The organism is Neptunomonas sp. CHC150 (assembly GCF_030397555.1).
Lineage (GTDB): Bacteria > Pseudomonadota > Gammaproteobacteria > Pseudomonadales > Balneatricaceae > Neptunomonas > Neptunomonas phycophila.
The window spans coordinates 76,506-100,428 of the sequence record NZ_JAPNXU010000011.1 but is presented as its reverse complement, the minus strand read 5'-3'; the positions used below and the strand labels follow the sequence as shown (position 1 = coordinate 100,428).

The window sequence follows — 23,923 nt, the reverse complement described above, 5'->3', positions numbered from 1 at the left end:
GGTTGATCCTAAGCAAAGAGAAGGTGCTAAAGACGTTAAGCTGGCATCATGTTGCTGGTATGATGGAATTTTAACGGATTAGCTCTGTCGCGAGTAGTTAGCATTGATAAATAATACCAGTAAACATTCTGATGATGAGACATTGACGTTGTCATCCATTGAAAATGGTTTAGTCGTTGGGGCTAGATGGCTCGCTTCTCCTAATTTTAATGAACGTCCGGTAGCGACTAACATTGATTTATTGGTGGTACATAATATCAGTTTGCCGCCTGGTGAGTTTGAAAACGGCTATGTAGAGGCTTTTTTTCAAAATCGCTTGGTGGCGCAAGACCACCCTTATTTTTCTGAAATAGCACACCTGCAGGTTTCGGCTCATTTGTTGATTGCCCGATCAGGTATTGTTACGCAGTTTGTAAACTTAAATGATCGTGCTTGGCATGCGGGTGTTTCTTGTTTTGATGGCGTGGAGTCATGCAATGATTTTTCGATTGGAATCGAACTTGAAGGGACTGACTATATCCCCTTTACTGATGAGCAATATGCGAGTTTAACCTCGCTGACTAAGCTCATTCAGGAGGCTTATCCGTCAATAAATTCGCATCGTATTACTGGCCATAGCGATATTGCACCGGGACGTAAAACGGATCCTGGCCCTTGTTTTGATTGGCTGCGATACCGAGCATCTTTAGGTCGTTAAGAGCGGTAGCCATTTTATTAAGCGAATACAGCACTTTGTTCATAAATGTTGATAGATAACTACAACTGAGAATCGTTTTTATTTATCATGTGGTTATAAATCTGATGCGGTTGTAATACATGTCTTTGTTATCGGTTGAATCACTTGCCTGTGCTTATGGAACTCAATCTATTGTTGAGGATGTTAACTTTGCGATTGAAGAAGGCGATATAGCATGTTTGCTAGGCCCGAGCGGTTGCGGAAAAACGACAATCCTTCGTGCGCTAGCTGGCTTCAATGATGTTTCTGGCGGCCAGATAATTATGAATGGTCGGACTATCTCGGCTTTAAACCGTACACTTTCTCCCGAGAAGCGTAACATGGGAATGGTGTTTCAAGATTATGCCTTATTTCCTCATCTTACAGTTGCCGATAACATCGGTTTTGGGTTGCGGAACCTGTCTTCTGGACAACGCCGTGAAGCTGTTAAATCAGTGCTTAAATTAGTACGTTTGCCAGACTTATCACAACGTTATCCTCATGAACTCTCGGGAGGGCAGCAGCAGCGTGTTGCTTTGGCGCGTGCGCTGGCTCCTAAGCCCTCGTTGTTACTTATGGACGAGCCTTTTTCGAACTTGGACACTGAGATGCGCAAGTCATTATCAGTTGAAGTGAGAGATATAATAAAAGAGCAGGGTTTATCAGCAATTATGGTAACGCATGATCAAGATGAAGCCTTTGTGATTAGCGATGCTGTTGGCGTGTTATCGCAAGGCAGGCTGCAGCAATGGGGTAGCGCAGAGTCCTTATATTACCGCCCAAAAAACTTAACCGTAGCTCGCTTTGTGGGTGAGGGGGAATTGTTTGAGGCTCGTTGTATATCAGCGGATGCTTTTGAAACGGAGCTGGGTGTCTTATCTGTTGCTAACAACCAAAGTTGTCCTTTAGCGCAGAGTATTCAGTTGTTTGTGAGGCCATCCGAAATTAAGCCGATTATTTCTGTTGATACGTCCGTAGAAGCTACTGTGATGTCGCGGGAATTTATGGGGGATACTGTACGTTTTCGTCTAGCCCTGCCTAGTGGGCGAGTGATTACCTCGACGTGTCATGAGCGCTTAGACTTTAAGCCAGGTGATCATGTAGGGATTTCGGTAACTACTCAAAACCCTATTCTATTTACCTAATATTCTACTTAGTCAGCGGTTTCTTTAAGCTGGCTTGATGTCTCGACTACTGGTAATTGATCGGCTGAGTAGAATAACAGGTACAATCCCAACGGCCACGATGAGTAGTGCAGCAAGGGCGCACTGCTCTAAGCGCTGATCTGACGCATATTGGTAGACAAAGGTGGCTAGCGTATCGTAGTTAAACGGCCGTAAAATCAACGTGGCTGGTAGCTCTTTCATGCAATCCACAAACACGACTAATAGTGATGTCAAAAGACCGCCTTTGATAAGCGGCAAATGCACACGAAGTAATGTCCCCATCGGAGTCATGCCCAATGAGCGAGAGGCCATATCCATCGAAGGGGTTACTTTGTTTAATGAGCTACTAACTGCCCCAGCTGATACTGCTAAAAAGCGAACGCAATAAGCAAAGATGACAGCGAAGACTGTTCCGCTGAGTAATAAGCCTGTTGAGTAATCAAAATGACTGCGCATAAAAGCATCGACACTGTTATCGAAGTGGGCGAGGGGTACAAGCACGCCTAACGCAAGGACGGCTCCAGGGAGAGCATAACCAAGGCTAGAAAAGTTGATGGCTATTTTGAGTGATCGTTTATTGGGATTTAGTCGTTGGGCATAGCCGAGCAAAACCGCAATAATAAGGCATGCCACCGAGGCGGATATTGCCAGCGTAAAGCTATGCAGGGCGTGGCTTTGAAAGTCTTCTGTGTAAAATTGTTTAGTATAATTGAGAGAATAAAAAAGGAGTAAACCAACCGGAATTAAAAAACCGGCTAACAGAGGAACAAAACATGCAAGGAATGCTAATGCTGCTTTGCCTTTTGTTAAAGGGTAAGTGGCCAGCGCTTTAAATCTATCTTGGTTATGAAACTGCTGCTGCTTATAGCGACTCATACGCTCGCCCACGATGAGAAAGACCACAAAAATCATCATTAATGATGCAATTTGGGCAGCCCCTCCTAAATTCCCCATATTTAACCAAGTATCAAAAATTCCGGCACTTAGGCTTTTTACAGCAAAAAAATCTACCGTGCCAAAATCATTGAGTGTTTCCATGGATACGAGTGAGAGTCCAACGGCGATACTTGGTCGTGCAATGGGTAGTGATATACGGAAAAAGCTCTGTAATGGGCTGCACCCTAGTAAGCGGCTAGCGTCTTTTAGGCTAGCAGATTGTTCTAGGAAAGCGGCACGAGACATTAAATAAATGTACGGGTAAAGGACTAGCGTGAGCATAGTGATGGCGCCGCCTAAAGAGCGGATTTCTGGAAACCAATAATCTCGAGGCGTTTGCCATCCAAAGAGATCGCGTAAAAAGCCTTGAACAGGGCCCGAATATTCTAAAATATCCGTATACACGTAGGCGATAACATAGGCGGGTACCGCAAACGGAAGCAGTAAGGCCCATTCAAAAAAGCGCCTTCCAGGGAACTGGCACATAGTGACCAACCATGCAGTGCCTACGCCCAAAATAACTGAAAGAAAACCAACACCAGCTAAGAGCTTTAGGGTCGTGATGATGTAAACAGGTAAAACTGTATCGTATAAGTGCTTCCAGATATTTTCCTCTGGAAAAAGGGCAATGTAAAAAACGGATAAAATTGGCAAAGCGACGATGAGGGCAATTGCCCAGCTGCTAACAAGCCAGTTGTTAGTGGTTTTCTTAGCGAAGGGTGTGCTTTGCATGAGGGCTCTTTACAACAAAATACTACATGTCGGACAATAAAAAACGGCAGCCAAGAGACTACCGTTTGTGAGCAGATTTGTCGATTAAATGATTGTAATCAGTTATCAAAGCCGACTTTATCAACCAGTTTCGCGGCTTCTTTACGCAGAGCGCCTACTTCGGTCAGATTGATTTCATCGCCTTTAAAGTCACCCATATACTTCTTGATGATATCAGAGCGCTTTGTTTTAGGGCGAACCGGGAATTCAAAGTTAGCGTTTGCGTATAAATACTGCGCGTCACGTTCCGTTAAGAACTCAATAAGTTCGAGTGCTTCTTGCGGGTGTGGAGCGTATTTAGTGATCGAAGCGCCAGAAATATTCATGTGAGCGCCGCGTCCATCTTGGTTAGGAAAGACCAGGTTGATGGCTTCGGCCCAAGTTTTTTGTTCTGGCTCTTCTTCGTTAGTTAACATATGGCCAAAGTAGTAAGAGTTGCCAAGAGCTACGTCACAGATGCCTTCTTTAATCGCTTTTGCTTGAGCGCGATCGTTACCTTGCGGTTTTTGCCCTAAGTTATCTTTAACACCACGTAGCCAAGTTTCAGTGGCTTCTAAACCGTCGTGGGCAATCATGCTTGCAATAAGAGAGATGTTATATGTGTGCTTGCCGCTGCGTGTACAAACACGACCTTTCCATTTAGGGTCAGCTAGGTCTTCGTATGTTTTAATCTCGCCTTCTTTTACACGCTCCTTAGAAGTGTAAATAACACGCGCTCGAGAGGTCAGGCCAACCCAACGGTTTTCAGGGTCTTGAAAATGCTCTGGGACATTGCGCTCAATTGTAGCGCTGTCGATTGTGGCGAACAGACCTTTTTCAGCGCCATCATACATAGGGCCGATATCTGGGGTAAGCATAACATCGGCTGGCGAGTTGCGACCTTCTTGTTCTAATCGCTCTAACAAACCTTTGTTGGAGTAAACAATATTGACTTTTATGCCTGTTTTATTCGTGAAAGCTTGTAGAAGAGGCTCCACTAAGAATTGTTGGCGATAAGAGTAAACATTGACCTCACCTTCAGCATAAGCGGGAGCAAATGAGAAAGCAGAAGTTACTGTGGCTAAAGTGAGTAGAGTTTTACGCAACATGTACACTAACCTATTGTCAATTTATTGTAGGTGGTAATTATTCAGTGATGCATTCTTAATGTCAATGCACATGAGATTTATTATCAATTGCGTTTGTTTTCATGTGTATGATGTTAAATCACTGGAAATAAGCGTGATAGCAAAGCAGTCACGGCTGTCTCAACACGCAGTATTCTTTGACCAATTTCAATTGTTTGCATACCGGCTTCTTGTAGTTTGTCGACCTCGTAAGGAATAAATCCGCCCTCTGGGCCTATGGCCAATATGCTTTCTTCTAAAGAGCTAGGGGGGCATGGTTGTGCGTCGTAGGGGTGGGCTACTAACGCTCTTTTATTACTGCACAGTAAAGGTAGCTCATCTTCTACAAAGGGTTTAAAACGCTTACGTAGATGAATGTTAGGCAGCTGCGTGTCAATGCTTTGCTCAAGGCCTAGTAAGAGTTGTTCATGCAGTGCTTCGGGCTGCAAGAAAGGTGTCGACCAATAGCTTTTGTCAACGCGATAGCTATGGATAAGGTACAGGTCTTTAACACCTAACATGCTGATACTATTTATGATGCGCCTCATCATTTTAGGGCGAGGTAAAGCGAGTACTAACGTTAAGGGTAAAGGAGTAGGTGGAGCTTGATGGAGCGTTACATCAAGCATGGCCGCTTGCTCGTTTATGCTGACAACTCGGCCTTGCCCCAGCTTTCCATTTAACTGGCCAACTCTCAATATGCTGTTAGGTTCGGCTTTATGGACTGATAAAAGATGATTTAGCTGTCGCCCGCCTAACTGGATTCTTACTGTGCTAGCGCTGTTGGCTATGATGTCTTTCTCAGAAAAAATGATGAGGTTCATTTATAGTTTACTGTCTTTGGAAATTATTCTTTCCATTATGACGGTTTTTCTTTTCATATTCTCCCGTTAGGATGTGGCACCCTTTCAAGAAGATGATTCAATGTCGAGCTCTGATTTACTAACTACCCCTGTTCGAACCGCGCTTATAAAAATGACCCTTCCTATGATGATGGGTATCGTCAGCTTAATGCTATTTAACTTGGCTGATATATATTTTGTGGGCCAGTTAGGGGCAACGGAAATGGCGGCTTTAGCATTTACGTTCCCTGTCACTTTTTCGGTTGTAAGCTTGGCGATTGGTTTTGGTATAGGGACTTCAGCTATCTTAGCTAGATTGATTGGTAGTGGGCGCCATGAAGAAGCCGCTGTGCTTACAACGGACAATCTCCTCATGACGCTAATCGTTGTGTTGTGTGTTAGCACGCTGGCCCATGCGCTAATAACACCTCTCTATCATTGGTTAGGTGCTGATACTGAACAGCTCCCTTTTATTATCGACTATATGGGGATTTGGTGGTTTGGTGCTGCATTTATGGTAACCAATATGGTTGCTAGTAGTAGCTTGCGTGCTCGTGGGGATACTAAAACGCCTGGAATAGTGATGGCGACATCCTCTATTTTAAATGTTTTTTTGGACTCTATTTTGATCTTTGGTTGGGGCCCTGTACCTGCAATGGGTATATCAGGAGCGGCTTTGGCGAGCGTGATTTCATGGGGATGTGTCTTTTTGGTGCTTGTGTGGGTGTTATACAAAAAGTACCAATTAATCGTTTTGATTAAACCAGACTTGATGCGGATTATTTCCAACTGGCGTCGGGTGATGAAAATAGGTCTGCCTGCGGCGCTGTCTAATATTATGACGCCTATTGCCGGCGGTTTTTTAACGGCTATGGTCGCGGCGCATGGTGCAGAAGCCGTTGCCGCCTTTGGTGTAGGAAACCGTTTGGAATCGCTTTCCTTATTAGTTTGCTTGGCTTTATCAATGACTTTGCCGCCTTTTGTGAGCCAGAATTTGGGAGCCGGACAGTTTGAACGGGTAAAAATTGCTTATTATGGGGCGGTAAAGTTTGCTTTGGTATGGCAGCTCCTGATCTTTGTTTTATTGCTGCTAAATCGCGGTTCAATTGTGGATATTTTTACGGATACAGATGCCGTGAAAGTACCATTGTCGATGTGGTTAATGGTGGTTCCATTAGGCTTTGGTATGCAAGCTGTGATCTTTTTGAGTGCATCCACTTTAAACGCGTTACACCAGCCATTACGGGCGCTGCGGATTAGTTTAATACGCTTGTTTGTTTTTTTTATTCCCCTTGCTTGGGGGGCTAATATGCTGTTAGGTTTACAAGCGATGTTTATTGCTTTTGTGGTGGCAAATACTTGCGCTGCGTCAGTTGCTTTCTACTTAGTCCGGCAACAATTGAAAAGAGGGCTTGATTCTCTCCACTGAATAGGCATAAATTGAATAGACATTAAGCTTTCATAAAGTAGTTGTATGCTTGATGTTGTTGCATCACACGCGGTGTGAGAAGAGGCTATAAAATCCGTCAAATTAGAACGGATCTGAAACATAAAAATTAATAATTCAGTAGCACTACCAAACTGAAATGGAAAAACGGGGATGTGAAAATGAGTAAACGAATTGCTCTTGTAACGGGTGGTACTGGTGGTTTAGGCGCTGCAATTTGTCGTTCATTAGTCGATAAAGGCTTCACTGTAGTTGCTGGTTATAACAGTGGCGGAAACCACGAAAAAGCCAAGGCATGGCAGGAAGCTCAACGTGCCGATGGTTATGATATTTTAGTAGCGTACGGTGACGTCACAGACGATAAATCTTGTCAATCCTGCATTCAATCAGTAGAGGAAATGACCGGCGGAAATATTGATGTTTTGATCAATAATGCAGGTATTACCCGGGATGGTCAGTTCAAGAAAATGACATGGGAGCAATGGGATGAAGTACTCAGCGCTAACCTTGATTCCATGTTCCATATGACACGCCTAGTGATCAACCCAATGATCGAGAAAGGGTTTGGTCGCATCATTAATATCTCATCTGTTAACGCTCAAAAAGGTCAGTTTGGGCAATGTAACTATTCGGCAGCAAAAGCCGGCATACACGGTTTTACTAAAGCTCTGGCTCAAGAAGTTGCTGCAAAAGGCGTGACCGTGAACACGGTTTCTCCAGGGTATATCATGACGCCAATGGTGGCGCAGATCGCAGAAGAGATCCAAGATAAAATTTGTTCAACCATTCCGGTTAAGCGTTTTGGTACACCAGAAGAAATTGGTCGTATTGTAACCTTCTTGGCAGAAGATGAGTCGGGCTACATCACCGGCGCAGACATGTCTATAAACGGTGGTTTACACATGCACTAAGCTTGTGTAATTAATCAAAAAGCCTGCATATTTGCAGGCTTTTTTAGTTTTGCAGACCTGTATTGTTATGCAGGCATTCCTTCGAAGACGGCATGTGTTAAAGCCTCAAAGCGTTCACAAAGCGTGTCGAATGTTTGATTAAATGCAACAGTGCTCCACTCAAGTTCCAGTAAGCGGATATCAAGTAAGGTCGTTACTTGCAATGGTTGATCTAGTACCTGTTGCAGCCTCTGCATTTGATATTCCATGCGAAGTGCATGATCAGATTCAGGAGTGCTTTCTCCAAGAGCGATCTCAAGGCGAATACACAACTCTCGTAACGATCTGTCACTTTGCGCCCATAATAGATCGTCAATGTCACTCGCCGAGCTTGATATAACGGCTTCTACAGCGCTCTGGCGAGCTTTAATAGCATTAATCAGGCTATCAGGCAGGCTGCCTTTGCAATCGTTTATATTAACGGTAATGGCGGTCGTTGGCTTGCTTGATAAAATTTGCTCTTCAAGCTGATCGAGCTCTTTGGTTAACGCGATAAAAGCATGAGTGCTTTCTTGTGCTTCTAGCCGTTTTAACTGTTGCAGTTGTTCCTCTAGCTGGTGTGCGGCCTTGCGAAACTGTTGGCTATCGCGTGCCGATATAGCAGGGAAGTTGTCAATAATTTCGGAGCCTGCATGGTGAGCAGCTACAGCCGTTTTTAATGCCAAAGGTTTAACTGAAAAGTGTTGCAAGGTGTGAGTGTGTGCAAGTAGCTCAGTGCGTGGGTTGATAATGCTGCGTTGCTCTTGCTGGTGCTCTGTTAATCGGTTAAAGATGGCGTCACACTCGACACGAAAGCGCTTCCATAGCTTGCGTTCTTGGCTGTGGAAGGTTGGGCCAGCTTCTTTCCATTGCTCTTGTAGCAGCTTAGCTTGTTCGGCAGCAGCCTTTGGGTCATCAGATTGGGCGAGTTGGTGAGCATCATTAATGATCGCTTCTTTTTGTTGAAGAGCGGCTTCTTTAATGACTTTGAAGCGAGCTTCAGTAGAGACAATCAGTTCATTAAATGCCTGTTGTATTTTTTGTCCTGGGTTACGGTCTACTGGAATAAACCGACGCCATTCTCGTTTAGCGGCGGTAATAACGGTTTCAATATCTCGCCAATAGGTTTCGTCCCAGTTTACAGTGTTTAAGTACTGTGACACTTCAGCTACGATCATTTCACGTTGAGATAAGTTGTAGGCACGTAGCTCTCTTTGCTGGCTAAAATACGCTTCGCAAGGCTCATAAGCCGTATCAGATGCGGCTTTAAAGCGTTTCCACAATAATGAGGAATGAATAGGGTCGGTAGAGTCGAGAAGTTTCCATTGTTGCTGCAACTCCTTAATACGTTGTGATTTCTCAGGAGCAGGCATCGAATCTTGCGCAGCTAATTGCTCCATTTCTTCGCAGAGTTGCTCTTTTTTAGGCGTTACCGCGTAGCCCTGCCAATCTTTAAGTTCTTGTAGCTGTGCTTGGAGTTGACGTAAATGCTGTTCTTGAGCGGTGGACAACTTTTGTTGATTGGACCTAAAAGAGTCATTTAACTTTTTCACAAACTTATCCGCTTGTTTCGCCTCGCCGGCTTTTATGTACCGGTTCAGTTCATCCAGCTGTTGTTGAATAAGTTGTTGTGTGGCGGATTTCTGTTGTTGCTCTTGGCGCAAGAGGTTTTCAACTGTGTTGAGAGTCTCGGTTAGCTGCGTTACGGGTTCTGGCTGGGCATCTTGCTCAGGCCAGTTTAACGTGCTCAAGGCTTTTGTTAGTGCCGAGCGGAGCGCTTTTAAAGCACGGTTATCAAGTGCTGAAAGCTCTGAGGGTAGTAAAGCCGATACATACTCTTGTGCCTCACTAATCTTCTGGTCGCGCATAGAAAGATGAGTAAAGTATTCATCTAATAAAAGCGATTGACGAGAGAATATTGCTTTTTGCCCTTCATGAGTAGGGCTGATGTGGGACCAAGCTTGTTTGATATGAGCCCAATCGGACTCGCTAACCAATGCATAGTTGTCGTTAATTTGAGCAACGAGTAGTGTTTGTTGTTCGAGTAACTCTATGGCTTTTTGCTGCGCTTGTTCTTGTCGCTCGACTTCGCGTTTTTGTGCCTCTAATGTCGCTTGATGCTCATCAATCCGTTGTTGGCTTTGTTGCAGGGCTTGTGCGAAGGTCTCTTTAAGTGAGTCGATCGGCAAGCGTTCATCCAATTGCTCCCATGCGCTCAATAGTGACTCTTGCTTAGCTGGGTAAAGAGGAAACCATTCGCCTTTACTCAATTGTTGCATCTGGCTGCAAATATCGTGAGCTAACTCGGTTTGCTGTTTAGTTAACCTTTCTTGTTCTTTAAGCGCATTTAGCTTGTCGCGCATAATTTTATGGATGGTTTTATCGCTTTGACGGGTCTCTTTAAGCAACGTTTCTATATCAGTGGGTGAGGTTATTTTTTCAGCGGCTTCTTTACGAAGCTGAATAGGAGCGTTGGATAAAACAATGCCGAGTAATTGTTGATGATTGGCTTGATGTAGATGGTCCTGCAGTAGAGCACCATGGCCGCTTGAGCAAACAATTTGAAAAGCGCGTTCGTTATTTTGCCCATTGATGAGTCTATCAAACGCGGATGTAGGGTTATTCGTTTGTCCTAGCTGATGAATGAGTTGTTGCTCGATAGCGGATAAATGAGCCTGTTCCTCGTTCAATAGATTAATAAGCTGATCGATATCCGTTATTTTTCCGGCGGCTAGTAGCCGGACGTCAGCAGCGGGGTCTTGAGTGGCTAGCTGCGTTAGGATTTCTATGTGAGCTGGATTGTCTTCTCGTAATTTGCGCACTGCAGCCGCGCGAACACTAGGATCAGCATGTTGCCATTTAGGTCTAAAAAGCTTCGATAACATCAACGTTTACTTGTTCTACGAGCTGGCTGTCAATCATCCAGCAAAAGTGGGTGGGTTATTCTAGCGGGCTTGTCGTGCAATTTTAAGGCTTGACAGTTGCTTTTTGGCTACTCTTTATCAAATGATACGTCGCCATCGATGTATAGCCATTGGTTATTCTCTTTATAAAATCGCGAACGTTCATGCAAAACACCGGCTTCGCCGTTCGCTATAAAATATGCATCAAACTCGACTTCGCCAGTCGAGTCTTTCGCTTGGCCTTGCTTGCATTGCCGAATGGTTAGGCCGCACCATTGTGTATTTTTAACTTGTTCGCTAATCACAGAGTGATCGTCAGCATGACGTTTGCTGGGCGCTGTCGTATCAATTAAATAATCCACAGCACCTAAGGCAAAGGCCGTGTAACGGCTTCGCATTAACGCTTGAGCGGTAGGAGCTAATTGTGCGCCTTCTATGTAGGATTTACAGCATTTATCAAAAAGTAATCCAGAACCGCAAGGGCAGTGTTGATCTGATGAAGGTGTTGTCAACATGGCTGAAGATCCTCACTTGTTGTTATCGTTATTCGCAGAAGGTGTTCACCAAAGGTCAAGGCTTTAAGAGCACGTCTGTTATCCGTATTATAGCCTGTTCAACTTAGCTTTTTCATGGAATATCCTTATATGACTCCACCGCTAACTTTTTTCTGGCATGACTATGAAACCTTTGGGGCAGATCCAAAGCGTGACCGTCCCGTACAGTTTGCTGGTGTGCGTACTGATGCTGACTTTAACATTATCGAAGAGCCAGTCATGCTTTATTGCAAGCCGGCTGATGACGTACTGCCTAATCCAGATGCTTGTCTTATTACTGGTATTACACCTCAGCATGCGATGAGAGAAGGTGTCTGCGAGGCAGAATTTATTAAGGTTATCCATGATGAGTTAGCGCGCCCAGGCACTTGTGGTGTGGGGTACAACAGTATTCGATTTGATGACGAAGTAACACGCTACACGCTGTATCGTAACTTTTATGATCCTTATGCGCGGGAATGGCAAAATAATTGCTCGCGATGGGACATTATCGATATGTTGCGCCTAACCAGAGCATTACGTCCCGAAGGTATTGTGTGGCCTACTTATGAAGATGGCTCGCCTAGTTTGCGCTTAGAGGATTTAACCAAAGCAAACAATATAGATCATGGCCATGCACATGATGCTTTATCGGATGTGTATGCCACCATAGCGATGGCAAAGTTAGTAAAGGAAAAACAGCCCAAATTATATGAGTACGTCATAAATAATCGAACTAAGGCGGCGGCACAGCGCCTTTTGGATGTGACGACCATGAAGCCGGTTTTACATGTCTCATCTCGTTATCCAGCAGAGTTGGGCAATCTTGCCGTTGTTGCTCCTTTAGCGAACCATCCGGTTAACCGAAACAGCACATTGGTTTGGGATTTACGTGTGGATCCAACCCCTTTGTTTGATTTGCCTGTGGATGAAATCAAACGTTTGATGTACTTACCCGCCGATCAGCGATGTGAAAACGACCCTAAAATAGCGCTAAAGCAGGTGCATGCTAATAAAAGCCCAATTTTAGCGCCCGCCGGTATGTTGAATACAGAAGAAGCGGCTCGGTTTCGGATTAATGGGGATCAGTGTCGAGCACATTTAACCATGCTGAGAGGTTTTACTGATCTAAAATCTAAACTGGCCGATATCATGACTGATGATGCAATGGAGTCGGATGGTGATCCTGACCATATGCTGTATGGGTCAGACTTTTTCAAAGAAGCCGATAAGCAAGCGATGGTTCAGATTCGCGAAGCACACCCTGAGGAATTAGCCGACCTATCCTTAGCATTTCAAGATCCACGTTTAGAAGAAATGCTGTTTCGTTACCGTGCGCGAAATTACCCGTATACCCTCAGTAGTGATGAGCAGGTGCAATGGGAGCAGTACCGTACCGATAAACTTATGAAATCTGATAAGCGTAATTTGATGACCATGAAGGCATTTTATGAGCGTTTAAATACATTGTATGGATCGCCCGAATTGGATCAAAACCAGCGTGAGTTGCTAGAGGAACTGGCCATATACGCTGAATCGATTATCCCTATGGATGACACGTATTAAGTTAGCATTGCTAGCTTAATGCTGAGCAACCAGTAACCAATTAAGGAGCAGGGTAATGCAAAATAATACTTTGCGCTGTCAAATTGTCGGGGCTAAGGGCGCTCGTTGGTTACTCGTTGTGTGCTCGTTATTTAGTGGTTTGGCGGCAGCCGTTGACGAGCCTATGCCGTATACTCTAGTTTACCCAAACGGTTACGCTGAAGGGACGGACAACGGCGCGACAGCCTATGCCAGTAAGCGCAGAGGAGACTTTGATAGCGAGCCAATGACTGTGATTCAGCCAATAGATAAGCCTTCTGATTTACCGCCACCGACAATCATAGCGCCATCGTCTTCGCCAGCGGTATTTGAGTTTAAAGCTGGGAAGGTAGCTAGTAAATCAGACCTCACCGGTGAAGATGCGGTATTTCAGCGTATCTATGACGACCAGGAGGCTGATCGTTGTGTGCTTAATCGACAAGCGTGTGAACAAGAAGAACAGGAGAAGAAGCAAAATCGTCAGTTTATTTCTTCTGGCGATCTAGCTCCCGCTCCTCGCTAATCAGGTTTTTTACCCTTTCCAATACAGTTGGTATTTCGTGTTACCCCTTACTCCCATCATAAATCTGGATCAGTAGACAGTGTCTGCAGTATGAGACGGCGCGTAATCATTTCCTCATAAATGCTTTTTAATTCTGGAGCCGTTAGGGCTGATATGTAAGCCGATAACCGTTCTCTTTTATCAAAGCTTAATGCTTGATTATCAATATCACGCCAAAAACGATTAGTACTGTCGGATAGCTGACGGTCTTGGTCGTTGATGCGGGAGAGTACGCTGGCTTTAAATCGATTTAACGTTGTCTCATCTAACTCGCTAAGTTGCTGAGTGAATGCCTGCATAAAGGCGTCCATACGCTCTTTAATGACTTGGATATCCGTCGAAGGGGACTGCACTACCAGTGCCATACCAGGCTGTTTACGGATTGTCATAGGCGATGCAAAAACGATATAACCTAACTGCTGTTCGGTTCTTAGCTGAGAGTAAAAAGGCGCTGAGAAAATCTCGTTAATTAGCGTGACGGCCGCCGCTTCTTTTTCTGTCGCGTTGGCGGTTTGTAAATACTGCACAACGGCATGGTCTTTGTGTTTAACCGGTACTGCCTGGGTAAATTGTTCTTCGCTTTCGATTTTCACAATGGAAGTATCGGGCGCTACTTCTCCTAATGAAACAGGCGAAAGCTGCGTTTCAATGGTGCGGGTAAGGTTTAGAGCCTGTGGAGCAAGCAAATTGCCGTTAGCTAGGACACGCACCTCAACTGATTGATAAAAGCGATCAATGAGCGCTGAGAGCTTTTCAAGTGTATACGACTGAGCCGCGACGGTTTGTTCATGTAGGTTCGGGTCGTGTAATAAGAAATCATAGCCGGCAGAAAATAATTGGTTATAGGGTGTTTCTTTGTCGGCATTGCTCAAGCTTTGTAGAAGGTCTTGTTTAACGCGGTTAAAGCGTTCGCTTGATAATTCTGGATGGCGCAAAGCACTAACGACAGGCGTGAGTAAACGGCCGATTTGTTGGTCATAGCCTGAGATGCGAACACTAATTCCGCGAGCATGGGAATATATTTGGGTTGATAACCCAGCCATCTGAGCATCGTAAAGCAGCTTATTGAGTTGCTCGTTAATCAAGTCCGTATAGAGGTGAAGGCCGACGGAGGCGTCAGCACCTTCGCGTGCTACAGGTGATAGCAAGGTAAACCAAACGTCAGCTTTAGGAACGTTGAATTGAGTATTGTGTAAGTGCCACAAAGCTAACCCAGGGACACCGGTGTCAAGCTGAGTTGGGACTAACTGAGTTTGTGTTGATTCGTTTGTGCCGCCCTTCAACGAAAGATCAGTCGCTATGAAAGGGTTGGTATGACGAACAAAAAGTTCAGGGTTAGTCGGTGCCTTGCTCCAAGTGGCGAGTTGTTCACTGGTTAATGGGATGACTTGATAAGGCGTATTGTAATATGGTGCTTTTTGATCGCTGTTTAAGCTATTGGCTTGTAGTGCCAAAACCATGTTTTCTGGCGTTATTTGGGTTATGTAGCGTTTAATTACATCAGAGTCGTATCGGTCGAGCCGATAGGGCGCGACTAATAAATCTTCTAGCGGGTAGGTCTGATCTGCCATACGTTGGGAGAGTTGCGTAACATAATGTATGGGTTCTCTTTCATCTAAAAACTGAAATGCTTGCTGGCTCAGGAGTTTTTCTTCATTGAAAAGAGCTTGGCTGATGCCTTGTGTCTTTAATGATGCAATGTAGCTAAAAAATAGGCTGACTATTTCGTCTTTGTGATTGAAGCCTTCGGGTGTTAAGCCAATATAGACGCTAAAGGCCGATTCATTATCAAAAGATTGCCCCGGAGAAGCCCCAAGGCTATTTGCCCACCCTTTGGACTTTAATAACGCAAGAAGGCTGCCGTCTCCTTCATAGCCAACCATGCTGCTGATAAGGCTAAGCGGTTTTGTCTCCCAATAGTCGCGGTCACTGGGCATGGGGAAACTCAGACTTAAACCATAATCATCCTTTAACGTTTGGATGTTAATCTGGATGGGTAAATCACTTGGGTCATACAAAGGCGTATTAATAGTAAATTCTGGGGTCGATTTGTTAGGTATTGCACTGAAATATTGTTGGGCAAGTTCGGCTAGTTGATCCAGTGATTGCTTGCCCAATATAGCAAGTTTCATTTGGTTAGCGCTGTAGTATTGGTTATAAAAAGCGACAACATCTTTACGCAGTTGGCCGTTCTCATTATTTAGTGTCTCTAAATTTCCAACTGAGAAGCGGCTGGCAGGGTGCTCTGGATTCATTATTTGTTGCGTAGCTGCATAAACTCGGCGGTTATCATCACGGATTTTTGCACGATATTCTGAGTGAACGGCATTACGTTCGCGCTGGGTATATTCTTCGGAAAAAAGTGGATGTATAAAAAACTGTGAAAAACGATCCAGAGCTGGCGCTAGGTCGTTCGCATTGATATCAAAAAAGTAATTGGTGTTTTCGAGTGCAGTAAAGGCATTGTGAGCCCCCCCATGAGATTGTATAAAGGCCTGATACTCGCCGGCTTTGGGGTATTTCTCGGTACCTAAAAACAGCATGTGCTCTAAAAAGTGCGCTAAGCCTTCACGACCTTTTGGGTTAGCGGCCGAGCCTATATTAACATCCATTGATACAGCGGCCTTGCTGGTGGCCGGGTCAGATATTAGCAGCACCTCAAGTTGATTAGGCAGAGTAAGGACTTGATAGGCCCGGCTATCATTGGGACTTTTTATGAGGTTAGCAGCTGCCTGACTGGGTAGGGAGATAAATAGGGACAGGGCTACGACGGCAATCGTGTAGATTACTCCTAATGGCTGTTTTACGCGTGCACATCTGGCTGACATCGCTACTTCCTTAAGAAAAAGTCTTAAAAAGACAATGAAAATCAATTTACTAACTTAGTTGGTCATTGAGCGGATAGACAGTATCCTATTTAGCTGGTTCCGTGAATACAGTAACCCTGTACATATACAGATATGTGACTCGCGCTGGTTAAATGCGGTTGTTCTTCTGGTTAAACGCCTTAGAATGAAGAATTGGTGTTCACTTGGGATAAGTGGCAAACAGACAAAGGATGAATTGATGAATCGCGAGAAAGTGATCTTTGCTTTTTTTATAGTGTTAGCGCTAACCATTAACTTTGGTTTTTTTATCGGTGATATCGATGACCCTATTCATCACAATGAGTTCGAGTTGTTTGCCGCTTTAGTCGTCAGTTTGATTTGTACCGTACTTAAGTTTGGTGATCGCACTCACTTAGGAGCACTGATGTTGGCGACCAGTTTGGTGGCCGATTTGCAGCTTATTATAGCGGCTTTCCTATGGGGCTTTGCTGAGCAAATTAGCGGAGGGCTCACACCTCATATGATGTCTAGTATTGTGTCATTGTCGGGTGGGGCCGTCTTGGCCAATGTGGTATCGGTTGTATTACTAGTGGTTGAGACGGTAGTGGTACGTCGCTAGTCCATGAATAATATTATTTATTTGGTACTACGCCGGTTACGAATGCCGCTCATCACATTGATTGTGATTTATGCAATTTCTGTGTTGGGCTTTGTGCTTATTCCGGGCCAAGATGATGAGGGCAACCCGTGGCGCATGGGATTTTTTCATGCCGTTTATTTTGTTTCCTTCATGGGGTCCACAATAGGCTTTGGTGAGATCCCTTATCCGTTTACTGATGCGCAACGCATGTGGGCGCTTATTATGATTTATGCCACGGTTATCTCGTGGCTATATAGCATCGGTTCCATGCTGGCGCTTTTGCAAGAGCCAGGTTTTGGTCGCATGCTGCGCCGCCGGTCGTTCACTAATGAAGTGTTTTCTATTACAGAGCCTTTCTATCTTGTGTGTGGCTATGGCGTGACCGGAAAAATAGTGGTCGAAAAATTAGCACTGCGGGATATCAGAACCGTCGTCATTGATGTGGACCAAGACTGCATCGATGAGCTCGATATGTGTGGTTTACCTTTAAGGGTTCCCGGCTTGTGCGCTGATGCGGCGTTACCTGACATTTTAGATGATGCTGGTGTACAGCGTGATAACTGCATCGGAGTGTTGGCTTTAACTGACGATGATAACGCTAACCTTTCAATTTCTATCGCTAGTAAATTGCTCAAACCTAATCGTCTCGTCATTAGCCGAACGGAGTCTGATGTTACAACGGGCAATTTATTGTCATTCGGCACTGATATCGTGATTGATCCTTTTGTTACCTACGCTCGTTATTTGTCGATGGCAATAAACGCCCGATACAAGCACTTGGTATACGATTGGCTAATCAACCCCACACACCGGCCTCTGTCCAGTGCTAATCAAAAAATCGTTGGTCGTTGGATTATTTGTGGCTTTGGCCGCTTTGGACGACAGTTATATAAGGCGTTTCGTGATTGTGGCGTTACGGTAACCATCATCGACTCAGACCCTATCAATGTTAATAAAACACAACAGCAAGTATGGGGTGTGGGTACAGAAGCTCATACTTTAAAAGAAGCGGGTGTTGAGGAAGCAGTAGGGATTATTGCGGGTACCAATAATGATGCGGACAATTTATCGATCATCATGACGGCACGGGAATTAAACCCTAAATTAATTACAGTGGTTCGCCAAAATTTAGACGCCAATCACCTGATATTTTCTAACTCTAAGGCAAACTTCATTATGGAATCGGGTGGAATCATTGCTAATCAGATTCTTGCCCAAATAAAAACGCCGTTACTAGCAAAGTTTATTCAATCAATGAATGCTTATAACGATATTTGGGCACATGAGTTACTTAACCGCATGAGCCGTGTAGTTGGGGATCAAGAAGTCGATAGCTGGGCCTTTACTGTAAATGAAGAACAAACGCCGGCTTTAATGATGGCGTTGAATGAAGGGAAATCATTAAAGCTTAATGTTTTCATGAAAGATCCAAGAGAACGCAAACGTATGTTGAATGTCTTTCCGTTACTCTTGTACCGTCGTGGCGAGGTGTATATGCTACCCGGCGAGTTAGATAAGCTCATGGCCGGTGATCAAATTCTGCTGTGTGGTCTAACGACTAGTTTTAGCCAAATTGAATGGACTATTAATAATTATAATGTGCTGTACTACGTTTTAACCGGAGAGGACAGGAGCCGTACCTTGCTATCGCGCTGGTTTCGGGAAAAGCCTGAATAATAAAAAACGGTAACGTCGCTAGGGATCCCTCATGGCTTATGTTTTATTGTGTTTCACAGCTCTTTTTTGGGCTGGGAACTTTGTTTTAGGGCGCGCAATGCACTTGGTGTTACCGCCAATAACAATGGCGGAAATGCGTTGGAGTTTGGCGCTCTTATTGATTTTGCCCTTCTTATTACCACGCCTTCGTTTGCATTGGTCTGTTATTTGTCGATATTGGAAACGCTTACTTTTCATGGGCGTTTTGAGCGTTGCAAGCTTTAATACGCTTATTTATGTAGGCTTAACCCATACTACTGCAACCAACGCTACCTTGCTGCAGTCGGCGGTTCCTATTGTTATTTTGCTAGTGACCGGTCTGTTTTTTAAGGAGCCAGTTTCGCTTCGTCAGTGGGGTGGGGTGGCCTGTTCGTTAATGGGAGTGCTGACGCTAATTACAGCAGGGCATTTGGAAACGTTACTTCATTTATCGATCAATCAAGGTGATTTATGGGTGCTGGGAGGCGTTTTTAGTTGGGCCCTTTATTCGATTTCGTTACGCTGGAAGCCTATTGAATTGGATGGTTTTACGTTTTTTGGTGTAACGGTTGTCGTAGGCGTACTGGTTTTGTTGCCCCTATCTTTGTTAGAGCTGCAAACGGTAGCGCCCCCAGCTTGGTCAATTAAATCAATAGCAACCATCGTGTATATGGCGATATGCCCATCTATTCTTGCGTATATTTTTTGGAACCGAGGTGTCGCGGAACTTGGTGCTCCTAAAGCAGGTCTATTTATTCATCTTATGCCGCTATTTGGCATTGTGCTGTCCGCTATATTTTTAGGTGAAGCGATTCGTAGCTACCATTTTGTTGGGATGGCTCTTATTTTCGGCGGGATATATCTAGCCGTTGTTGCGGATGCATTGAAAAGAATTCAAAAAACTACTTGAGGTACCTATGCGTAACTTCTTTATTGCTCTACTAATGTCTTTCTTTGTTGTGGGAATCACAGCCCCAGTAGCTGATGCCGCCCGATTCGGTGGCGGTGCTAAGCTGGGTAAAACCTTTACGGCGCCTAAAAAAAGCTCACCGGCGGCCAGTAATACGCAACAGAAAACGCCAACTCAAACGGCTGCTTCAGGTAAAAAGCCAGGGATGATGGGGGGCTTACTGGGTGGCTTGTTAGCAGGTGGATTATTGTCTGCTTTATTCTTTGGGGGTGCTTTCGATGGTATCCAGTTAATGGATGTATTACTCATTGCCTTGGTGGCGTTTGTGCTTTTCAAATTGTTTGCAAGTAAGAAGCAAGCGCAGTCTCAAGCCCAGTATGCGGGGGCGGGTGGCGCTCAGTATCGTGAGACAGCACCCGAGCAGCCGTCGGGCAATGGGCAAGATCTTAGTAATGCGTCTGTCGATACACTCCCGACGACATCGCATGGTCAATATGGGCAGGCCGAAACACCTACATGGTTCGATAAAGCGGCGTTTGTTAAGGGAGCTCAAAGCCACTTTGAAAACTTACAAAAAGCGTGGGACGAACAAAATTGGGAAGAAATTGCTACCTACACGACTCCTGAGCTACTCGCTGAATTAAAAGCTGAGCGAGCAAAGCACCCAGCAGATCAAACAACCGAAGTGGTTTCTGTGATGGCTGATTTATTTAACTTTATCGACAATCAGAGCAATGTTGTTGCTAGTGTTCACTTTTATGGTTGGATTAAAGAGAGCCGTGCAGAACAACCAAAAGAGTTTGGTGAAGTGTGGCATTTAACGCGTGACATGACTCAGCCAAACGCAGATTGGTTTATCGTAGGGATGGAGCAAGAGCAGACTTCTTAAGGGCTAGTCATATTAAAAGGCACCTATCTAGGTGCCTTTTTTGTGGATTAACTTTGTGTTTTAAGCTTGTTCTTCGCGTTTAAACACAAAAGTATCGCCTTCCGATTCACTAGGGCAATAATAGTAGCCTTCGTAGTCAAACTGTTTGAGTTGCTCAGGGTCTGTAATAGCCTGATCAATAATGAACCGTGTCATTAATCCACGCGCTTTTTTCGCATAAAAACTAATGATTTTATAGTGGCCATTCTTTTGGTCTTTAAACACTGGTGTAATAATTTGTGCGTTTATTTGTTTAGCTTTGACAGCTTTGTAGTACTCATTCGATGCTAGGTTTACAAGCACGGGTTTGTCTTGCTTTGCTAAATCATCATTGAGTGACTCCGTTAGCTCATTGCCCCAGAACTGGTATAAATCTTTGCCGGCTTTGTTGGTTAGCTTCGTTCCCATTTCTAACCGGTAGGGCAGCATTAAATCCAGCGGCCGTAAAACGCCGTAGAGGCCGGACAGCATACGAAGATGATCTTGTGCATAAGCGAGTTTTTCTTCGCTGAGGGTTTGGGCATCTAAGCCTGTGTATACGTCGCCCTTAAAGGCTAAAATAGCCTGCTTGCCTTGGCTATCGTCGTAATCTTTTACCCAAGAGTTGTAGCGCGCCACATTTAAACTGGCCAACTTATCGCTTAGCTTCATTAACTGGGCAACGTCTTGAACAGATAGCTGTTTGAGTTCATCTATCAGTGCACTAGAGCGCTCTAAGAACCGAGGCATCGTTGATGTTTTGGTGGTAGGTGGTGTGTCGTAATCGAGGGTTTTAGCTGGTGAAATAACAATTAACATAACAATCGCTCAACTCTGTTATCTGGGTCAGTAAGTATGATGACTATTTTGCACGCATCTGACAGATTTACCACCGGTTCTTTATGAGTTGTGGCTATTGCCGTGTTAGAAAAAAGTAATGAGTGGCATAACGTGAATGGATCTAAATGTCAGGCGAACCAGTGGCTAAATTTGTGTATCATGTGGCCTCGTTTTAAAGTTTTTTTATCGAGTTTATGTTATTCAGGATCGATCTGTTATGTCTAAGAAGACGGTTTTAACCGGTATTACCACCTCAGGTACCCCACATATTGGTAACTACTTGGGTGCTATCAAGCCTGCAATCAATGCTAGCCAAAATGATGCTTTTCAGAGCTTCTTTTTTTTGGCGGACTACCATGCATTGATTAAATGTCAGGACCCGGCTCGTGTAGCGCAATCTTCTCGTGAAATAGCAGCAACTTGGCTAGCATTAGGCCTAGATACGGATAAAGCGACGTTTTATCGCCAAACGGATATTCCTCAGATAACGGAGTTGTCATGGATTCTCTCGTGCTTGACTTCTAAGGGTTTAATGAACCGTGCGCATGCCTATAAAGCCTCGGTTGATGCGAATCGTGATGCAGGTAATCCAGATTTAGATGACGGTGTTACCATGGGGTTGTTTAGCTACCCTGTTTTAATGGCTGCCGATATTTTGATGTTTAATGCGGATATTGTGCCGGTTGGTAAAGATCAAATTCAACACATTGAGATGGCTCGTGATGTGGCAGGGCGCTTTAATCACGCCTATGAGCCTTTGTTTGCCTTGCCAGAAGCCCAAGTAGATGAAGCAACTCAGCTCATTCCGGGGTTAGATGGCCGTAAAATGTCAAAAAGCTATGATAATACGATTCCGCTTTTTTGCTCATCAGATCAACTACGTAAGCTCATTAACCAAATTGTAACGGACATCAAAGCCCCAGGTGAACCAAAAGACCCTGATAACAGCACCTTGTTCCAGTTATACAGCTTATTTGCTAACGAGCAAGAAGCATCAGTTATGCGCCAGCGCTTCTTAGAAGGTATAGGGTGGGGCGATGCCAAAAAAGAGCTTTTTGAATTTTTGGATAGTCAGCTTACGCAGCCGCGTAATCGTTATAACGAGCTAATGAACGATTTAGGCACCGTAGAGGCTATTTTGCAAAAAGGTGCAGAGAAAGCCAAAGCTGTTTCAGAACCTTTTATGGAAAAAGTGCGCATCGCTGCGGGAATACGCCCGCTTAATTATGTGCCTGTCGCTAAAGAAGTAAAAACTGAAACCAAAGAAAAGCCAGCCCAAGACTCGGCGCGTGCTGAGGAAGGTCGTCGACGAGCGATCCTTATGCAATTAACGCCGGTATTTAAACGTATTGATTCGGCTGCTGATAAAGCGAAAGAAGCAGCGGTAGTGCTGGCTGAAAAAGCAGAGGAAGTGGAGCAGTTAAAGAAAAAAGCGAAGCAAAAAGCACAAAACGAACTGGATATCTTAAAAGAGGAGTTGGCTAAGTTTTTTTAAGATTTGCGTGATTAACGCTCACTGATAAGGCCTTGCTATTAATAAGGTTGATATATGTTATTGGTCGCTAGCTTAGAAGTGAGCTAAATTTTTAGATGTAGTCAATTCCGCCAAAATTAGCTCTAGAAACGTTAAGGAGATGCAGTAATGGCTAATCAATTCCAAACAGGCATTGTTGCAGAAGCATCCGTTGATGCGTGTTTTTTGACCTTGTCTATCAAGGCGGGAAATGAGCCTGCTGTAAAATCTATTCTTGCTTTGTTACCTCAGGTTATCACTGAGTTTACGGCACGCTATAGTGATGTGAATCCTCATGCAGTTGTGGCGATTGGTTCAGAGGTATGGGGTAGGCTATATGATACAAAGCCTGCGCTTTTACAAGCGTTCCCGACGCTTGAAACTCCCGGAGTAATGCCCAACACACCTGTTGATCTTTTGCTTCACATTCGTTCTGATCGTCGTGATATCACTCACTTATTAGAAGAAGCCTTGTATAAGCCGCTGTCTGAATATGTAGATGTGGTAGAAGAAATATTCTGTTTCCGTTTCTTAGAAAGCCGAGATATGACCGGCTTTGTCGATGGGACAGAAAATCCGCAAGGTGAAGACCGTTTAAGCGTGGCGTTGGTTGGTGACGAGGACGCTGAGTTTGTGGGCGGATCATATTTACACCTACAGCGATATGTCCACAATATGAAGAAGTGGTCTACTCAAAGTTTAAAAGAAAAAGAGGATACATACGGCCGAACTCAAGACGATAACATTGAATATGCATCGGCTGATAAACCATTAACAGCGCATACTAAACGTGCGTCTATCAAGAATGCCCAAGGGCAATCTTTGGAACTGTTGAGGCAGAGCCTACCTTATGGAGGCGTTAAAGAATCAGGTTTGATGTTCGCTAGTTATTGTCGTACACCTGACAATTTCAATTTGATCTTGAAGAGTATGGTTGACGGTGATGGGCATGGCCATACAGATCGAATGCTGCAATTTACACGTGCTGTGACTGGGCAGGCTTTTTTTGCGCCATCGCCTCAATGGTTGAAAACCAACGGCTAGCTATAATGCGCAGCGGCGTTTCTAGAAATAAAGCACTGGCAACTACCAGTGC

19 protein-coding genes are annotated in these 23,923 nt (G+C 44.5%); 12 read left to right on the top strand and 7 right to left on the bottom strand.

Annotation, left to right across the window (positions count from 1 at the left end; all coding sequences use genetic code 11):
• Positions 1-142: 142 nt before the first annotated feature.
• Positions 143-697 carry a 1,6-anhydro-N-acetylmuramyl-L-alanine amidase AmpD gene (ampD, locus tag OW491_RS14430; RefSeq protein ID WP_290036876.1) on the top strand — a complete coding sequence of 185 codons (555 nt, stop codon included), beginning with the start codon at positions 143-145 and terminating at the stop codon, positions 695-697.
• A gap of 119 nt (positions 698-816) precedes the next feature.
• A complete protein-coding gene (locus tag OW491_RS14425) occupies positions 817-1,860 on the top strand; it encodes an ABC transporter ATP-binding protein (RefSeq protein WP_290036630.1) in 1,044 nt (347 codons plus the stop codon).
• Positions 1,861-1,884: 24 nt separating this feature from the next.
• Here OW491_RS14425 and OW491_RS14420 read toward each other — a convergent pair whose 3' ends face one another.
• The 3 genes from OW491_RS14420 to OW491_RS14410 form a co-directional block, all read right to left on the bottom strand.
• The gene (locus tag OW491_RS14420) at positions 1,885-3,549 is read right to left on the bottom strand and encodes an iron ABC transporter permease (protein WP_290036629.1); all 1,665 of its coding nucleotides are present in this window, start codon (positions 3,547-3,549) and stop codon (positions 1,885-1,887) included.
• A 98-nt stretch (positions 3,550-3,647) separates the two neighbouring features.
• Positions 3,648-4,676, bottom strand: a complete 1,029-nt coding sequence (locus OW491_RS14415; RefSeq protein WP_075171545.1) for a Fe(3+) ABC transporter substrate-binding protein — start codon at positions 4,674-4,676, stop codon at positions 3,648-3,650.
• 113 nt (positions 4,677-4,789) lie between these two features.
• Complete coding sequence (locus OW491_RS14410) at positions 4,790-5,518, bottom strand: 16S rRNA (uracil(1498)-N(3))-methyltransferase (RefSeq protein ID WP_290036628.1); 729 nt, start codon at positions 5,516-5,518, stop codon at positions 4,790-4,792.
• A 100-nt stretch (positions 5,519-5,618) separates the two neighbouring features.
• On the opposite strand from OW491_RS14410, the gene OW491_RS14405 reads away from it, so the two are divergent.
• Positions 5,619-6,965: an MATE family efflux transporter gene (locus OW491_RS14405; protein ID WP_290036627.1), complete on the top strand. Its 1,347-nt coding sequence runs from the start codon at positions 5,619-5,621 to the stop codon at positions 6,963-6,965.
• 179 nt (positions 6,966-7,144) lie between these two features.
• Positions 7,145-7,894 carry an acetoacetyl-CoA reductase gene (gene phbB / locus OW491_RS14400; RefSeq protein WP_075171548.1) on the top strand — a complete coding sequence of 250 codons (750 nt, stop codon included), beginning with the start codon at positions 7,145-7,147 and terminating at the stop codon, positions 7,892-7,894.
• A 65-nt stretch (positions 7,895-7,959) separates the two neighbouring features.
• On the opposite strand, the gene OW491_RS14395 is transcribed toward phbB, so the two are convergent.
• Together OW491_RS14395 and OW491_RS14390 are read right to left on the bottom strand one after the other, a co-directional pair.
• The gene (locus OW491_RS14395; RefSeq protein ID WP_290036625.1) at positions 7,960-10,797 is read right to left on the bottom strand and encodes a DUF349 domain-containing protein; all 2,838 of its coding nucleotides are present in this window, start codon (positions 10,795-10,797) and stop codon (positions 7,960-7,962) included.
• A 107-nt stretch (positions 10,798-10,904) separates the two neighbouring features.
• Positions 10,905-11,330, bottom strand: coding sequence for a YchJ family protein (locus OW491_RS14390; RefSeq protein ID WP_075171550.1), 426 nt, complete (start codon positions 11,328-11,330; stop codon positions 10,905-10,907).
• Positions 11,331-11,459: 129 nt separating this feature from the next.
• Here OW491_RS14390 and sbcB point away from each other — a divergent pair, with 129 nt between their 5' ends.
• Both sbcB and OW491_RS14380 read left to right on the top strand, forming a co-directional pair.
• Positions 11,460-12,914, top strand: a complete 1,455-nt coding sequence (sbcB, locus tag OW491_RS14385; protein WP_290036623.1) for an exodeoxyribonuclease I — start codon at positions 11,460-11,462, stop codon at positions 12,912-12,914.
• Positions 12,915-12,969: 55 nt separating this feature from the next.
• Positions 12,970-13,455, top strand: a complete 486-nt coding sequence (locus OW491_RS14380; RefSeq protein ID WP_290036622.1) for a hypothetical protein — start codon at positions 12,970-12,972, stop codon at positions 13,453-13,455.
• A 56-nt stretch (positions 13,456-13,511) separates the two neighbouring features.
• Here OW491_RS14380 and OW491_RS14375 read toward each other — a convergent pair whose 3' ends face one another.
• The gene (locus tag OW491_RS14375; protein ID WP_290036620.1) at positions 13,512-16,322 is read right to left on the bottom strand and encodes an insulinase family protein; all 2,811 of its coding nucleotides are present in this window, start codon (positions 16,320-16,322) and stop codon (positions 13,512-13,514) included.
• A gap of 238 nt (positions 16,323-16,560) precedes the next feature.
• On the opposite strand from OW491_RS14375, the gene OW491_RS14370 reads away from it, so the two are divergent.
• The 4 genes from OW491_RS14370 to OW491_RS14355 are packed head-to-tail and all read left to right on the top strand — an operon-like array spanning position 16,561 to position 20,456.
• Positions 16,561-16,941: a DUF6394 family protein gene (locus OW491_RS14370; protein ID WP_075171554.1), complete on the top strand. Its 381-nt coding sequence runs from the start codon at positions 16,561-16,563 to the stop codon at positions 16,939-16,941.
• 3 nt (positions 16,942-16,944) lie between these two features.
• Positions 16,945-18,639 (top strand): potassium channel protein, encoded by a 1,695-nt coding sequence (locus OW491_RS14365; protein WP_075171555.1) that lies wholly within the window; start codon positions 16,945-16,947, stop codon positions 18,637-18,639.
• Between the two features lie 31 nt (positions 18,640-18,670).
• Positions 18,671-19,567 carry a DMT family transporter gene (locus OW491_RS14360; protein ID WP_290036616.1) on the top strand — a complete coding sequence of 299 codons (897 nt, stop codon included), beginning with the start codon at positions 18,671-18,673 and terminating at the stop codon, positions 19,565-19,567.
• Between the two features lie 7 nt (positions 19,568-19,574).
• Positions 19,575-20,456 carry a TIM44-like domain-containing protein gene (locus OW491_RS14355; protein WP_290036614.1) on the top strand — a complete coding sequence of 294 codons (882 nt, stop codon included), beginning with the start codon at positions 19,575-19,577 and terminating at the stop codon, positions 20,454-20,456.
• A 60-nt stretch (positions 20,457-20,516) separates the two neighbouring features.
• Here OW491_RS14355 and yaaA read toward each other — a convergent pair whose 3' ends face one another.
• The gene (gene yaaA / locus OW491_RS14350) at positions 20,517-21,293 is read right to left on the bottom strand and encodes a peroxide stress protein YaaA (protein WP_290036612.1); all 777 of its coding nucleotides are present in this window, start codon (positions 21,291-21,293) and stop codon (positions 20,517-20,519) included.
• Positions 21,294-21,531: 238 nt separating this feature from the next.
• Here yaaA and OW491_RS14345 point away from each other — a divergent pair, with 238 nt between their 5' ends.
• Together OW491_RS14345 and OW491_RS14340 are read left to right on the top strand one after the other, a co-directional pair.
• Positions 21,532-22,809: a tryptophan--tRNA ligase gene (locus OW491_RS14345; protein ID WP_290036610.1), complete on the top strand. Its 1,278-nt coding sequence runs from the start codon at positions 21,532-21,534 to the stop codon at positions 22,807-22,809.
• 147 nt (positions 22,810-22,956) lie between these two features.
• Positions 22,957-23,871: a Dyp-type peroxidase gene (locus tag OW491_RS14340; RefSeq protein ID WP_290036608.1), complete on the top strand. Its 915-nt coding sequence runs from the start codon at positions 22,957-22,959 to the stop codon at positions 23,869-23,871.
• Positions 23,872-23,923: the final 52 nt, after the last annotated feature.